The organism is Caballeronia ptereochthonis, from assembly GCF_001545075.1.
GTDB lineage: Bacteria > Pseudomonadota > Gammaproteobacteria > Burkholderiales > Burkholderiaceae > Caballeronia > Caballeronia ptereochthonis.
This window is the reverse complement of sequence record NZ_FCOB02000043.1, coordinates 45,860-60,947: the sequence shown is the minus strand read 5'-3', so window position 1 is coordinate 60,947 and position 15,088 is coordinate 45,860. Positions and strand designations below refer to the sequence as shown.

Sequence of the window (15,088 nt, the reverse complement as noted above, 5' to 3'; positions counted from 1 at the left end):
TTTTCGAACGCTGAAGGCAATATACAAGTAACCAAAGAAAGCAGCTTTTGGCCCAGGCAGACTCGTCGTCATGGTTCGGAGTGGCCCAGCCCCTAAAGAGTGCCCCCATAGGTCTAATCGGGCTTGGCTCGCGCATGTTCTGCCACATCGCACCACAAGACTGACTGGTTCAGCACCAAAAAAGCTCCAGCCCGCTGCGCGGCCGAACGGTTCATTAGGTTTGCGTGGGCATCTTCCTTTACGACGATGGTGTTCCGCTAAGGCATTCATCTGCTTAACGCACGCGCTTCGTGTTCCCGACGGCAGCGCGTAGCGCTGTGCCGAAACGCTTTGGTGCTGAACCAGCGCCCTGAGACTTCCGACGCGGCAGACCGTGCGCGAGCCAAGCACCGTTAGTCTTTTGAGGGCGACACTTAGAGGCTGGGTCACTCCGGACCATGACGACGAGTCCGCCCGTGGCACTCCGGGCCAAAGCCGCTTTCTTTGGTTACTTTCTTTGCAGCAGCAAAGAAAGTGACTGCCGCCCCGCACAGGGGCAACGCTAATAGACCACTAAGAACTCAGGATTCCACGAAAGCGCAAGCCGAAAGCCCAAGGCCCCAGCGAACGCAAACAAAGCCTCACCCCAACACCTTCAATCCCCCCAGCAACGTGGGAATCAACTCACTCACAGTCGGATGAATATGCATAGCCCGCCGCAGCGTCATATAAGGCGCATCCGCGCTCATCACATCGATGAAGGTATGAATCGCCTCGTCCCCTTCGATGCCGTAAATCGCCGCACCTAAAAACCGCCGCGTGCGCGCATCGACGAGCGCCTTCATGAAGCCATCGGTCTCTCCGCGCTCGCGAGCGCGCCCCACACGCGTCATCGGCATCGTCGCGATAAGCGCCTCGCGACCATCCTTTCTCACTTCGTCCTCACTCATCCCCACGCGCGCGAAGGGCGGGTCGACGAACACCGCATACGCCATGATGCGCGTATCCACGCTGCGCGATTCGCCATCGAGCAGATTCGAAGCGATGATCTCGTAGTCGTTCCACGACGTATGGGTGAACGCGCCACGTCCGTTCACATCGCCCAGCGCATACACGCCCTCCGCCTTCGTGCGCAACTGGCCGTCGACGTCGATCATGCCGTGCCGGTTTACGGCGATGCCCGCGTGCTCGAGGCCAAGATCGTCGGTGTTCGGCGTGCGCCCCGTCGCGAAGAGCAAATGCGATGCATCGATCGTCTCGTCGCCAGTCACGATGCGCACGCCATCCGCCAACGCCTCCACGCGCCCGATCTGCGCGCCGAAGCAAAACTCGATGCCCTCGCGCACGAACACCTCCTGCATCGCGCGGGCAAAGTCTTCATCCTCCCGCGTCAGGATGCGCTCGCCGCGCACGAGCAAGGTCACGCGGCTGCCGAAGCGCCGGAACATCTGCCCGAATTCGAGCGCGATGTAGCTCGCGCCGACGATCACGAGATGCTCCGGCACCTCCGTCAATTCGAGGATCGTCGAATTGGTCAGATACGGCACGCGCTCGAGTCCTTCCACCTTCGGCACCGCCGCGCGCGTGCCCGTGTTGATGAAGACGAGATCGGCCTCGATGTCCTGCGTCGAGCCGCCGCTCGCCTCGATGCGCAGCGCATGCGGCCCCGTGAAGCGTCCGTGTCCCCTGAAGACCGTCAGATTCTCCGTGCCGCGCAGCCAGCTCTCGATGCCACTGCGCGAGCCGCCGATCACTTCGTCCTTGCGCGCCTTCACGCGCGCCATGTCGATCGTGATGTCGCCGCCGATCATCACGCCGTACTGCGCCGCCGTGCGCGCGACATGCGCCGCCCGCGCGCTCGCGACATAGGTCTTGGTCGGCGTGCAGCCGACGTTCACGCAAGTCCCGCCGAACAGATGCCGCTCGATCACGGCCGTGCGCCTGCCGCTCTGCGCGAGCCGCACGGCAAGCGGCGAGCCGCCCTGCCCCGTGCCGATGACGACCGCGTCGAAGTGCTGTGACATGCTGGGTTCTCCCCCGGTCCGGATGCGTGGCCCACGCAAGCTGCGAGCGAGCACCGAAGGACCGCGCGAATGAAGCAGATGACGAATGCAGTGCAGGAATCGAAATGCATCTTACGCGCAACGCGGCGCGCAGTCAGAAAGCGTGCATGAAGCGCACGTGCGCGCCGCGCTGCATGCACAGGCACGGCTCGTGCTCTCATCCGAACGTCCCGCGCGTCCTGCCCGCGGCGCGCCCGACCACCTGCACACGAGACCCGAAGGGATTCATGATCGAGACGATGTGGTTTCTCGTCGTCGGCGGCGTGCTCATCTTCATGGGGCTCGCCAGTTCGACATTCAGTCGCCTGCCGATCAGCACCGCGATGTGCTATCTCGCGATCGGCTTCGCGCTCGGCCCCGGCGCCGCCAATCTTCTGACGCTCGACCTCGCGGCCAATGCCACGGTGCTCAGGCGCATCACCGAAGTCGCGATGCTCGTGTCGCTCTTCGCCATCGGCCTGCGATTGCGCGTGCCGCCCACCGACCGTATCTGGATTCTGCCGGTGCGCCTGGGGTTCGTCGCGATGGTGCTCACCGTCGCCGCGCTCACGCTCTTTGCCGCCTATGTGCTCGGGCTCAGTTGGGGACCGGCGCTCCTGCTCGCCGCGATGCTCGCGCCGACCGATCCCGTGCTCGCGCACGACGTGCAGGTGGAAACGCCCGGCGACATCGACCTGCTGCGCTTCTCGCTGTCGGGCGAAGGCGGCCTGAACGACGGCATCGCGCTGCCCTTCGCGCTCCTGGCGATCGCGTTGTGCCGCTTCGAGGTGTCGCCCGGCGAGGCGCTGCACTGGGGCTTCGCGCTGCAGGCGGTGTGGGGCATCGCGGGCGCGCTCGCAAGCGGCTGGCTGCTCGGCGCAGTGTCGGTGCGGCTCGTCGCGTATCTGCGCACGCGTCACGACGAGGCGCTCGGGCCGGAGGGCTTTTATGCGCTAGGGCTGATCGCGTTGTCGTACGGCGTCGCCGAATTGCTGCACACGTATGCGTTTCTCGCGGTATTCGCGGCCGGCCTCGCGATGCGCCGCGTCGAGCAGAAGGAAAGCGGCGGCAAGTCCGCGCGCCAGGCAGTCGGCAAAATCGACGCGGACGACGTCAGCGCGACCGCCGCCGATCCCGAGCGCGCGCACGCGTTCATGACCGAGCGCGTGCACGGCTTCACGATCGAGCTGGAGCGCATCGCCGAAGTGGCGATCATGCTGGTGGTCGGCGCCGTGCTCGCGACGATGTGGCGCGAGCTTTTCACCTGGCAGGTCGGCGCACTCATCGGCGCACTCTTCCTCGTGCTGCGGCCCGCGGCGGTCGAAGCATCGCTCATCGGCTCGTACGCCACGGCCCCGCAACGGCGGCTCATGGGCTGGTTCGGCATACGCGGCGTCGGCTCGTTCTACTATCTGCTCTATGCGATCGAGCACGCGCCGCAGGATGTCGCGGCGCCGCTCGTGCCGTTCGTCATCGCGACGATCACCGCTTCGGTCGTCGTGCACGGCATCACGGCGACGCCGCTCATGAAACGCTATCAGCGCGCGCGGATGAATGAATGAGCTTGGCGGATCGCACCCACGAACGGCATGATGGACGATGCAAATCTCTTCGAGGACCATCAGGCGTGAAGCATCTGCTCTTCTTCTGCGGCCACGCGGGCACCGGCAAGACCACGCTCGCCAAGCAGCTCTTCGCGCCGCTCATGCGCGCGATCGGCCAACCCTTCTGCCTGCTCGACAAGGACACGCTCTACGGCGCGTATAGCGCCGCGGCGATCGGCGCGCTGACGGGCGATCCGCACGACCGCGACAGTCCGCTTTTCATCGAGCATTTTCGCGATCCGGAGTATCGCTCGCTCCTCGATACCGCTGCCGAGAATCTCGCGCTCGGCGTGAACGTCGTGGTGGTCGCGCCGCTCACGCGCGAAGTGCGCAGCGGACGCCTGTTCGATCACGCGTGGCTCGGCATCGGCGATGATGTCGCCATTCGCGTCGTGTGGGTGCATGTGGAGGAGAACGTGGCGCGCGAGCGCATCGTCGCTCGCGGCGATCCGAACGATGCGTACAAGCTCGCGCACTGGGAAGAATATCGACAGCGGCGCTTCGTGCCCGACGAAGCGCTCGCGCGAACGCTCGTGATGTTCGACAACACCGCGCCTTCGGACGATGCGCGCGACGCCTTGCTCGCGCGCCTGATCCAGACGCGCCGGCCGTGAGGCGCGACGTTACGCGGCCGCCAGTTGCCGCGCCGTGGCTACCGCGTTCGCGCCTTCGTACAGCTTGCCGAAGCGGTTGCTGAGGAACGCGGCGAGCGGAACCTGCTCCTGCCGCACGAAACCGCTTTGCGGCAACACCCCCTCGCGGAACAGATCGATCTCCGCGCAGATCGCGCCGGCGGTCGTGATCTGGATCGCGCTCATCGGCGTGCCGCACACGTCCTTCGCGAAGATCTTGCGCGTGAACACGTCCTGCACGAGCTGTCCGCGGCGCATGCCCGTCACGGTGACGAAGATCAGCACGACGTCCTGCGCAGTCGAGGGCACCGCGCGCTTGAGCATCGTCTTCAGGCCGTCGCGGTCGGTGGACATGCGCAGATCGTCGAGCAGGAACTTCATCAGGTCGCGGTGACCCGGATAGCGCACCGACTTGTAGTCGAGCGTCTCGACCTTGCCCGCGAGCGTCTCGCATAGCGTGCCCAGGCCGCCCGACGTGTTGAACGCCTCGTACTCGATGCCGTCGAGCGAGAAATGCTCGACGCCTTCGAGCGGCTGCACCCATTGCGTGCGGCCTTCGCGGATCGCCTCGCACGGCTGGCAATACTCGTTGATGAGGCCGTCGATGCTCCATGTGAGGTTGTATTTGAGCGCGTTGGTCGGAAACTCGGGCAACGCGCCGACGCGCATCTTGACTTCGCGCACATCGTCGAGGCGCTTCGCGAGATCGTGCGCGACGATGCCGATGAAGCCCGGCGCGAGACCGCATTGCGGCATGAAGGCGAGCTCGGAATCCTCGGCGATGGCGCGAATCGCGTGCGTCGCGCGTACGTCCTCGGTGAGGTCGAAGTAATGCACGCCCGCCGCCTTCGCCGCAGACGCGACGCTGATCGCGAGGTAATACGGCAGCGCGTTGACGAGCGCATCGAAGCCGTTCAATGCCTGGCGCAACGCGGGCGTATCGGCGGAATCGACGCGGCGCGTCGGAATGCCTTGCGCATCGAGGAGCGCGAGCGTCTGCTCGTCGCGATCGAATGCGACGACCTCGAAGTCCCCCGTTTCACGCAGCAAATGGGCAATGCTCTGGCCGATCAATCCGGCGCCGACGAGGGCCACTTTCATATTCATCTCCTTTATGTGTGCGGGTTTGGGCCTATGCCTTCTTCACACAGTTTAGGAGCGCGCGAATATTGATCCTAGACACAAAATGATGCGCTTCGACGACGAATTTCGTCATTTCGACGATCCCAACCTACGATTTGCATCGTTTGGCTCAACCCACGCGATCGATCTTGCGCGCGAGGATGATGGAGGTCGTGGTCCGCTCGACGCCTTCCAGCGCGCCTATCTCGTCGAGCAGGTCGTTCAGGCGGTCGGGCGAATCGGCGCGCAGCCACGCGACGTAATCGAACTCGCCGCTCACCGCGCAGAGCAGCTGAATCTCCGGCATGCGCGCGAAGCGCTTCTGCAAGTCGCGGCCGTACTTCGGCATGAGCTTGATGCCGACATACGCCTGGATGCTCGCATCGAGCACATCCTGCCCGAGCCGCACGCCGTAGCCCGCGATCACGTTGTTCTTCTCCAGCCTCGCGATGCGCGCGATCACCGTCGTGCGCGCGACGCCCAGTTGCCGCGCGAGATTGGCGACGCTCTCCCGCGCGTTCATCTGCAGGAGCGCGACGAGATTGCGATCGATGTCGTCGAGCTGATCTAGGCGCGGCGGTCTCATGTAGGCGTCGTCCCTGGCGTTTTGCCTTTTGCGTTATGTGTTTTGAATGCAATCCGGCATTCGGTATTTTGCGTTTTGCATTATCGCCGACATGAACGCCGCTCAGATGCCCAGCCGCGCCACCATGAAGTCGACGAAGCTCGCGAGCTTGAGCGTCGCCCGTGTATCGCGGGGATAGACGAGATGCGCGGGCGAAGGCTTCGGCAGAAAGTCCTGAAGAACCGCGACGAGCGCGCCGCTCTTCAGTTCGTCCTCGACGAGCGCATGCGGCTGAAGCACGAGGCCGAAGCCCGCGAGCGCGGCCTTTCTGAGCGCCTGTCCGTTGTTCGCGCGAAAGCGCGCGGACTGCGTGCGGCTTGCGTGCGTCGCATCGTCCTCGCCGTGGAGCCGCCAGCCCGCCTCGCGGCCCTGATGCACGAAGCCCAGGCACTCGTGGCTCGCGAGATCGGCGGGCGTCGCGGGCGTGCCGGCGCGTGCGAGATACGCGGGCGACGCGCACACGGTCATCGCGTACGGCTTGAGCGGGCGCGCGACGAAGCTCGAATCGGCAAGCGCGCCGATGCGCACGGCCGCGTCGAACCGCTCCTCGACGATATCGACCATGCGGTTGGTGAGATCGAGCTCGACGGCGATCTGCGGAAACGCCGCGAGGAACTCGGTCACGGCGGGCGTGACGAACTGAACGCCGTAGGTCAGCGGCACGGTGACGCGCAGCAGGCCGCGCGGCGTCGCGCTCATCGCTTCGGCGAGCGCGTCGGCGGCGTCCACGTCCGCGAGAATGCGGCGGCAGCGTTCGTAATATTCGCGGCCGATCTCGGTCAGGCTCTGCCGGCGTGTGGTACGAACGATGAGACGCGCACCGAGGCGCGCTTCCAGCGCCTGAAGATGCTTGCCGGCCATCGGCGCGGAGATGGCAAAGCGCTCGGCTGCCGCGCTCAGGCTGCCCGCCTCGACGATGGCCACGAAAACCCGCATGCTCAACAAGGTATCCACTGCGCTTATTTTCCAGAGTCGTATCGAATGTAAGCAGATGTGGCAATGCGAGCGAATCCGCATGCAATCGTGATACTAATATCCGCCGTTGGCGTGCTCATCGCCTTTTCTTTCAGCCGCTTACGAAGCACGCCGCTTTCCACATCGATCGAAGGTAACCGAATGAAAAGAACACTCGTCGCATTGGCCGCTTTCTGCGCCTTGAGCCCGGTCTTCGCACAATCGTCCGCGCCCGCAGCGGCTTCGGCCCCCGCCGTGCAATCCGCCGCATCCGCACCGGCCGTGGCGAAGCGCGAGGCCCGTGTCGAGGAGCGTATCGCGCAGTTGCATTCGAGCCTCAAAATCACCCCGCAGCAGGAAGAGCAATGGTCGAAGTTCGCCGACGTGATGCGCGAAAACGGCCGCACCATGGCCGACCTGTACCGCCAGCGCATCGCGCAGCGCGACACGATGTCCGCGCTCGATGACATGAAGCAGTACGAGCAGATCACCCAGGCGAACGCGGACGGCACGAAGCGCCTCGTCGAAGCTTTCGAACCGCTTTACACGAGCCTGTCGCCCGAGCAGAAGAAGCTCGCCGATAGCAGCTTCCGCGAAGAGCACGGCAAGGCGCGTCACGATCGCGCGCATCGCCGTCCGCATGCGGCGGGCGCCGATGCGGCATCGGCAACCAAACCCTGAGGCCCTGCGCGCAAGCCCGACGCTGCAAGCACACGTCAGCCCGCATCCCGCGATGCGGGCTTTTTTTCGTCCACCGGGTGCAAAATGGCGCGAATGCCGTTACGATCCCGCACCGCAACCGCCATTCGTGATCGCACCATGCTCCATCTGTCCCAACTCGATCTCGCAACAGACCCCGCCGCGCGCCGCGTCGTGAAGGACGAAGCCGTGGCCGTCGAATTCGCGGCCGCCGCCGGCGAGCTGATGAGCCTCGAAGGCCCGAATCACTACGCGAGCGGCGACGCGATCGTCACCGGCAGCGGCGGCGAACGCTGGGTCGTGTCGCGCGAGCGCTTCGATGCGAAGTACGTGCCCGAAGGCGGCATCGCACACGGCGAGCCGGGCACGTATCGCAACAAGCCGAGCGTCGTGCTCGCCAAGGAGATGCACGAGCCCTTCTCCATCGCGCGATCCGCCGCGGGCGACATCCTCACCGGCGAGGCCGGCGACTGGGTGACGCAATATGCCCCGGGCGATTACGGCGTCGTGAAGGCAGCGCGCTTCGCGAAGGTCTATCGCGAGCTTTAAGCGAAGTCCTCGCCCATTTCGATTTCCACTTCGCGCGGCACGGCCTCGCCGTTCGCGTAGCTTTCTTCGAGCGATCCGAGCATCGCTTCGACATACGCGCGCAGCACCGCATAGCTGCGCGCGTGCATGCGCGCCGGCATCGCGCGGTAACGCGCGAGCGCGGCCGGATCGAAGCGCACGTCGATCGTGATGCGCCGCGCGCTCGAGCCGAAGCGCATCGCCACGTAGTGAATCACGAGCGAGGTGCGGCCCGCGTCGTCCTTGCGTTCGGCGAACTGCGTCTGCTCGGGAAAGAGATCGCTGATCACGTGCGCGAGCATGTCGATGTCCGCGCTCGGACAGTCGTATTGGTAGTCGTCCATTCGATGTCGAAATCCGGTTGAAGCCGCAGCCCGGCGAAACGCGCGCTCAGGCGCCCGTCGCGGCGGCGCGCCGATAGTAGCGCACGAGCGCCACGGCGACGATCACGCCGAGCACGAGATACACGGCATCGGCGACGATGAGCGGCAAGAGCCCCGCCTGAAACAGCGCTGCGGGCAATCCGGCGAGCGCGTGTGTGGCGATGAGCACGCCAAGCGCGTGGCGCGAGCGTTTGCGCAGCATCAGCCACATCAGCGTGGAAAAGCCGAGCTGCAGCACGAAGGCGCTCACGCGCTCGACGAGAAAAATGCCCGCCGACACCGGCGACAGCGTCATCAGCACCCAGTGAATGCGCGCCACGGCTTCGAGCGGCGCGCTCTCGAAATGCGAATCGAGCGTGCCGCGATTGGCGAGGACCGCATAGACGATCCATTGCACCTGCACGAGCACGCCGACGATCCACGCTTCCGCCCCGCCGTGCCCGATGCCGTAGCCGAGCCCCGGACCGTGGCGATCGAGCGCGGCCGGCTCGCGCGAGATGAGCCATTTCATCGCGAGAAAACGCCCGACCTCCTCGCACAGGCCCGCCGCGATCGCGCCATAAATCACGAATATCGCAGGATAGGCGAGCCAAGCCGAAGTCGCGGGGTTGCCGAGCATGAAGCCGTGCAGCGCACGCTCGATCACCATGGCGAAGAGCGCGAACACGGCGATGCCGAGTATTGCCTCGCGCGGCACGATGGCGAAGCGCGGCCGCAGCTTCCGGTACAGCACGATGGGCATCGCGGCGATGATGAGCGTCGCGAGCGCGAGGCTCAGCAAGGTCGAAACACTGACCATTCAAGTTCCTTGTGATGCTTGTCGTTTGTCTCGTGACGTCGATGCGCGCACGACGAGTTCGCCCGGCAGCAGGCATTCACGCGCGGGCATCGCGGCGCCGCCGAGCCGCTCGTGGAGAAATTCGACCGCGCGCCGGCCGATATCGTACGTCGGCTGGCGCACCGTCGTCATGCCGGCGAGTTGCGCCCACTCGGAATCGTCGATCGACATCAACGCGACGCTCGTCTGCCAATCCGCGCCATGATGCTCTTTCAGATGCACGGCGACGCGCAGCGCCACCGGCCCGTTCGCCGCGAAGAGCGCCACGCGCTTGCCCGCCGCCTTCGCCGCCGCGACGCGCGCGTCGAGCTCGGCGAGCGCCGGAGAGGCATCGGCGAGATCGATCACGAGCGTCGAGCCGCTCGCATGCAGCGCGGCGACGGTCTCGCGGAACGCGGCCTCGCGCAGGCGCCGCGAGCTCACGTGCGTGACGGGCTGCACGATGAAAAGCAGTTCGTCGAAGCCTTCTTCGACGAGATGACGCGTCGCGAGCTGCACGGCGGCGGGATTGTCGAGCCCGACCATATCGGTGACGATGCCTTCCACCGAGCGATCCACCAGCACGACCGGGATGCCGCCTTGCGCGAAACCCTGCAATAGCTCTTCCTTCACGCCCAGTGCATTGACGATCACGCCTTCGACGCGATATGTCGTGAGCAGTTGCAGATAGCGCCGCTCCATGTCGATCTCGTTGGCTGCGTGACAGATGAGCGGCATGTAGCCGAGCGCATGGCACGCCGCCTCGACGCCTTGCAGCACTTCGACGGAATAGGGATTGGTGAGGTCGGCGAGCAACATGCCGATCAGGCGGTTGCGGCCGCGCTTCAGGCCGCGCGCCATCTGATTCGGGCGATAGTCGAGCTTGGCGATGGCCGCCTCGATGCGCTCGCGCAGATCGGGCGACAGCACGCCCATCTCGCCGTTCAGATAGCGCGAGATGCTGGTCTTGCCGGTGCCGGCTTCGCGGGCGACATCGGTGATCGTCGCGCGGCGCGCGCCGAACGCGGCCATGCGGTTTGTCAGAGTGGGATCGTCGGACATAGTGGTCGTGGGCTCGCCCTTCGCCGTGATGGCGAGACGCGATGCCGTCATTATCGTTCTCCTCGCATCGCGCATGTTAGCGCATGCGCGGGCCCGATCCCTTCGCGCTCAGCGCGCGAGCACTTCGCGATTGACGATGTTCTGCGTGAGCGTGCCGTCCAGCGCGCCGACGAGATTCTCGGCGGCGTTGCGCGCCATCGCGTGGCGCGTCTCGTACGTGGCCGAGCCGACGTGCGGCAGCGCGACGACGTTCTTCATCGCGAGCAGCGGCGAATCGGCGGGCAGCGGCTCGTTCTCGAACACGTCGAGGCCCGCGCCGCGGATCGTGCCGTTCCCGAGCGCTTCGATGAGCGCGGTTTCGTCGACGGTCGGCCCGCGCGACGCGTTGATCAGGATCGCGCTCTTCTTCATCTTCTTCAGCTCGTTTGCGCCGATCAGGCCGCGCGTCTCGGGCGTGAGCGGCACTTGCAGGCACACGAAGTCGGACTGCGCGAGCAGTTCGTCGAGCTCGACGCGCTTCGCGCCGTACTCTTTTTCCGCCTGCTCGTTCGGGCTGCGGTTGGTGTAGAGCACGTTCATGCGAAAGCCGAGCGCCGCGCGGCGCGCGACTGCCCCGCCGATGCGTCCGAGACCGACGATGCCGAGCGTCTTGCCCTGCACGTCGACGCCGAAGCATGCCTCGCCGATGCTCGCCTTCCAGTTTCCTTCCTTCACCCATTCTGCGAGTTCGACGACGCGGCGCGCGCTTGCGAGGATCAGGGCGAAGACGGTGTCGGCGGTGGATTCCGTCAGCACGTCGGGCGTGTGCGTGAGCACGATGCCGCGGCGCGTGAGATCGGCGACGTCGAACTGGTCGAAGCCGACTGAAATGGTCGAGAGGGCTTTGAGGCGCGTTGCGCCTTCGATCATGTCGGGGGTTATTTTCACGCTCGCGCCGATGGCGCCGTCGGCGGTCTTCAGTGCCGCGACGAATGCGGCTTCATCTTTCGGATCGACGTTTTGTACTTCCGCGTGGTTGCGGAGGTAGTCTTCGACGTCGGGGGGTAACGCTTTGTAGGCTACGATCTTTCGGGTCATGGTGGGGTTGGTTTTTTGCTATCGCGTTGGAGAGGTCGGTGCTTGGGCGTTTCGTGAAATCCTGAATTCGCGTCGGTCTATTGGCACTGCCCCTCCCCGGGGCGGGGGTCACTTTCTTTGCTGCTGCAAAGAAAGTGACTGCCGCCCCGCACAGGGGCAACGCTGATAGACCGACGCGCAAGCAAGTTTCCCGAAGAACAAAACCTCAAGACCTGCTGGCAACCACCCCACCCCGAATCGCCGCTTGCGGCTTGACCGCCAACGTGAGCCAGACCGAAAGCAACAACGCCGCACTCATGAACACGTAAGAAGCAGCCGGCGACCCGGTCGCCCCATTCAGATATCCGACGAAATAAGACCCGACGAACGATCCAAGCGCCCCCATGCTGTTGATGAGCGCCATCGCCCCGCCCGCCACGTTCTTCGGCAGAAGCTCAGGCACGATCGCAAAAAACGGCCCATAAGGCGCATACATCGCCGCACCCGCGATCACGAGCAGCGCATAAGAAGCCCAGAAGTTCGTCGAACCGAGCAAATACGATCCCGCAAACGCCAGAGCGCCGATCAGCAGGAACGGCCACACAAACGCCTTGCGCGCCTGCAGCTTGTCCGAAGCCCACGATGCCAGCAGCATCGCGATGGTCGCAGCAAGATACGGCACCGCCGAAAGCCACCCCGTCTCGACCATGCCAAGCGTCGACCCGCTCTTCAAAATCGACGGCAGCCACAGCACGAAACCATACACGCCGATGCTCCAGCAGAAATACTGCGCGCACAGCTTGATCACCGCCGGCGACTTGAACGCCTCGCGATAGTTCTTCACCGGCTTGATCGCCGCCTGCTCGGCGCGCAGCGTCGCATCGAGGTCGCCCTTTTCCTGTTCCGTGAGCCAGCTCACCTGCGCAGGCTTGTCCTTCACGATGAACCACCAGATTACCGCCCAGACCACCGCGGGCAACCCCTCGGCGATGAACATGTGACGCCAGCCAAACGAGTTCACCAGATAGCCCGACACGACCGACATCCACAGCACCGTCACCGGATTGCCCAGAATGAGGAACGTGTTCGCGCGCGAACGCTCGGACTTCGTAAACCAGTTCGCGATGAAAACGAGCATCGCAGGCATCACCGCCGCCTCGACGACGCCGAGCACGAAACGGATCGCCATCAGCGAAGGAATGTTGCTCACCATGCCCGTGAGCGTCGCGCATCCGCCCCACAGAACCAGGCTCCAGAACACGAGCTTCTTCACGCTGCGGCGCTCGGCGTAGATCGCGCCCGGAATCTGGAAGAAGAAGTAGCCGAGGAAAAAGAGCGCGCCGATCAGCGACGACAGTCCCTTGCTGATGCCGAGATCCTGATTGATGCCCGCGGCCGCGGCAAAGCCGTAGTTGGCGCGGTCGAGGTACGCGAGGCTGTACGTGATGAAAACGATCGGCATGATCGCCCACCAGCGGCGCACCGCAAGCTTGGGAGTTGAGGAATGCATGGTTGTCTCCGAATGCAATTCGGTTGAGTCTCTCGGTGGATGGCCTCAGGCCAGATCGAACGCGGCTTTGGCCGTCTTGTCGTTGGAATCTTCTTTCTCGAGCAGGTCCAGCGCGGCACGCGTCGGCAGCCCTTCGCTATCGCCGATCACCTGGATCGCCAGCGCGCCGATGCGGTTGCCGCGCCCGATCGCGTGACGCACATCGCGCCCCTCGAGCAGCGCGCTCACCACCCCGACCGCGAAGCCGTCACCCGCGCCGACCGTATCGACCACATTCGCGACCGGCATCGCCGGCACGATGCCCTGCTCGCCCCCCGCCGTACGGAAGTACGCGCCGTGCGCGCCCAGCTTCACGACCACGCCCTTCGCACCCTGGTCGAGATAGAACGCGGCGATGTCCTCCGGCTTCGTATAACCCGTGAGCGTCAGGCCCTCGGAGACGCCCGGCAGCACCCAGTCGGCAAGCGCGGCGAGCGCGTTGAGCGCCTCCGCCATCGCCTCGCGCGACGGCCAGAGCGTCGGGCGCAGGTTCGGATCGAAGGAGATCGTCTTGCCAGCGGCACGCATTTCGCGGGCCATGTGGAACGCGAGGTCGCGCGAGGTCGCGGAAATGGCCGGAGCGACGCCCGTCAGATGCAGATGGCGCGCGCCAAGCACGTAATCCGCGGCGTAATCGTCGATCGAGAGATGGCTCGCCGCCGAGCCCCGACGGAAGTACTCGACCGCCGGATCGCTCCCGTCGTCACACTTGCCCTTCAGCTGGAAACCCGTCGGATAGCGCTCGTCGATGGTCACGCGGCGCGCATCGATGCCCTCGGCCGCAAGCACATCGAGCACGTAGCGCCCGAACGAGTCGTTGCCGACGCGGCTCATCCAGCCTACGTTGAAGCCGAGCCGCGAGAGACCGATCGCGACGTTCAGGTCCGCGCCCGCGACGCGCTTCGTGAACTGGCCGACCTTCGCGAGATCACCGGTTTCGGCTGCGACGAACATCGTCATCGCTTCACCGTACGTGACGACGTCGAGGGCTTCGGGCTTTGCTTGCATGTCGGGTCCTTTGCAAATGAATGCGGAATGCAAAATGCGTAATTCAGAATGCCGCGATGCGGGCGACTTGCCGCGCCGCGTCGGCGTCGAGCGAAGCGCCCGCGTCCGGAGCGAACGGATATTCGATGCCGCGGGGCACATCGCCCGGCAGTTGCGCGAGCAGCGTCGCGAAACGCGCGTCGCCGTTCGCCGGCGCGGCGGCGAAACGTCGCGCGCCCTCACCCATCACGGCCTTGCAATGCACGTAGGCGACGTGCGGTGCGAGGCGTTTCGCGGCGTCGAGCGGGTCTTGTTCCGCCCAATGCCAGTTGCCGGTATCGAAGGTCATCGCAAGGCCGCTGTTGCCGGGCAGCGCGGCGAAAAAAGCCTCGAACGCGCCGATCGTGCCTCCCGCCTTCAGTTGCCCGTTCTCGACGACCACCTTTGCGCGGGACGCGGCGATCGCCGTCATCAGCCGGTCGAGCGTCGCGGCATCGGTCGCGACGCCGGTTTCCGTGCCGCCCAGCTGCAGCTTGACGATGCGCGCACCGAGCGCCGTTGCCTCGTCGATGGCGAGACCGAGCGCGTCCGGATCGAGCGAGCCGTCGTCGCGAAAGAGCGTTGCCGGCGTCGAATACACCGCCCACGATCCTTGCGCGCGGATCCGTTCACCCAGTTGCGCGAGCGCTTCGGATTGCGTCTCGGAATCGCTCAAGAACAGCTCGCGGCGCACCTCGAAGCCGCTCGCGCCCGCGCCCGCCGCAGCCGACGCCCAGACGGCGTGGCCGTCGCGCCGGATCATGTCCGCCCCGAACGCGCTCGCGACGATCACGACTTCGGGACGCGCTGCATCGATCGGGGATATCTGCTTCTGGCTCACTGGCATCTCGCGGTCGGTTTCGGCCCCAAATAACCCAATGGAACCGGTTCCATCAATGATTTTCAAAAAGGACGCCGCAGCGCCCGTGTTGAGAACGAATGGTGCGTCAGACCGCCGTCGACGCGCCATA

General features: G+C 65.1%; 15 protein-coding genes. 4 read left to right on the top strand and 11 right to left on the bottom strand.

All coding sequences use genetic code 11. The features are described from left to right. Window positions 1–620: 620 nt before the first annotated feature. Window positions 621–2,003 (bottom strand): FAD-containing oxidoreductase, encoded by a 1,383-nt coding sequence (locus AWB83_RS31635; RefSeq protein ID WP_087049565.1) that lies wholly within the window; start codon window positions 2,001–2,003, stop codon window positions 621–623. Window positions 2,004–2,269: 266 nt separating this feature from the next. On the opposite strand from AWB83_RS31635, the gene AWB83_RS31630 reads away from it, so the two are divergent. Both AWB83_RS31630 and AWB83_RS31625 read left to right on the top strand, forming a co-directional pair. Beyond that, window positions 2,270–3,583 (top strand): cation:proton antiporter, encoded by a 1,314-nt coding sequence (locus AWB83_RS31630; RefSeq protein ID WP_087049570.1) that lies wholly within the window; start codon window positions 2,270–2,272, stop codon window positions 3,581–3,583. 65 nt (window positions 3,584–3,648) lie between these two features. After that, entirely contained in the window at window positions 3,649–4,239 is a 591-nt protein-coding gene (locus AWB83_RS31625) for a P-loop nucleotide/nucleoside kinase family protein (RefSeq protein WP_087049564.1), read from the top strand. Window positions 4,240–4,248: 9 nt separating this feature from the next. Here the strand turns inward: AWB83_RS31625 and AWB83_RS31620 are convergent, their stop codons facing one another. From AWB83_RS31620 to AWB83_RS31610, 3 genes are all read right to left on the bottom strand, one after another. Further along, window positions 4,249–5,358: a saccharopine dehydrogenase family protein gene (locus tag AWB83_RS31620; RefSeq protein WP_087049569.1), complete on the bottom strand. Its 1,110-nt coding sequence runs from the start codon at window positions 5,356–5,358 to the stop codon at window positions 4,249–4,251. 151 nt (window positions 5,359–5,509) lie between these two features. Continuing rightward, on the bottom strand, window positions 5,510–5,965 hold the full coding sequence (locus AWB83_RS31615) for an Lrp/AsnC family transcriptional regulator (protein WP_087049563.1): 456 nt from the start codon (window positions 5,963–5,965) through the stop codon (window positions 5,510–5,512). A gap of 102 nt (window positions 5,966–6,067) precedes the next feature. After that, window positions 6,068–6,958, bottom strand: a complete 891-nt coding sequence (locus tag AWB83_RS31610; RefSeq protein ID WP_087049562.1) for a LysR family transcriptional regulator — start codon at window positions 6,956–6,958, stop codon at window positions 6,068–6,070. Window positions 6,959–7,120: 162 nt separating this feature from the next. Between AWB83_RS31610 and AWB83_RS31605 the strand changes: the two genes are divergently transcribed. Next, window positions 7,121–7,639, top strand: a complete 519-nt coding sequence (locus tag AWB83_RS31605; RefSeq protein WP_087049561.1) for a Spy/CpxP family protein refolding chaperone — start codon at window positions 7,121–7,123, stop codon at window positions 7,637–7,639. A gap of 138 nt (window positions 7,640–7,777) precedes the next feature. Next, on the top strand, window positions 7,778–8,206 hold the full coding sequence (locus AWB83_RS31600) for a PGDYG domain-containing protein (RefSeq protein WP_087049560.1): 429 nt from the start codon (window positions 7,778–7,780) through the stop codon (window positions 8,204–8,206). On the opposite strand, the gene AWB83_RS31595 is transcribed toward AWB83_RS31600, so the two are convergent. The 7 genes from AWB83_RS31595 to AWB83_RS31565 all read right to left on the bottom strand — a co-directional run bounded on the left by AWB83_RS31595 (window position 8,203) and on the right by AWB83_RS31565 (window position 14,964). After that, window positions 8,203–8,568 (bottom strand): DUF3022 domain-containing protein, encoded by a 366-nt coding sequence (locus AWB83_RS31595; protein ID WP_087049559.1) that lies wholly within the window; start codon window positions 8,566–8,568, stop codon window positions 8,203–8,205. The genes AWB83_RS31600 and AWB83_RS31595 overlap by 4 nt on opposite strands. Window positions 8,569–8,614: 46 nt before the next feature. Then, window positions 8,615–9,406: a YhfC family glutamic-type intramembrane protease gene (locus tag AWB83_RS31590; protein WP_087049558.1), complete on the bottom strand. Its 792-nt coding sequence runs from the start codon at window positions 9,404–9,406 to the stop codon at window positions 8,615–8,617. Next, on the bottom strand, window positions 9,407–10,486 hold the full coding sequence (locus AWB83_RS31585; RefSeq protein ID WP_087049568.1) for a LacI family DNA-binding transcriptional regulator: 1,080 nt from the start codon (window positions 10,484–10,486) through the stop codon (window positions 9,407–9,409). It lies immediately after the preceding gene. Between the two features lie 108 nt (window positions 10,487–10,594). Continuing rightward, entirely contained in the window at window positions 10,595–11,563 is a 969-nt protein-coding gene (locus AWB83_RS31580; RefSeq protein WP_087049557.1) for a 2-hydroxyacid dehydrogenase, read from the bottom strand. 205 nt (window positions 11,564–11,768) lie between these two features. After that, entirely contained in the window at window positions 11,769–13,052 is a 1,284-nt protein-coding gene (locus AWB83_RS31575) for an MFS transporter (protein WP_087049556.1), read from the bottom strand. Between the two features lie 45 nt (window positions 13,053–13,097). Further along, complete coding sequence (locus tag AWB83_RS31570; RefSeq protein ID WP_087049555.1) at window positions 13,098–14,099, bottom strand: sugar kinase; 1,002 nt, start codon at window positions 14,097–14,099, stop codon at window positions 13,098–13,100. Between the two features lie 43 nt (window positions 14,100–14,142). Beyond that, on the bottom strand, window positions 14,143–14,964 hold the full coding sequence (locus AWB83_RS31565) for a sugar phosphate isomerase/epimerase family protein (RefSeq protein ID WP_087049554.1): 822 nt from the start codon (window positions 14,962–14,964) through the stop codon (window positions 14,143–14,145). Window positions 14,965–15,088 lie beyond the last annotated feature (124 nt).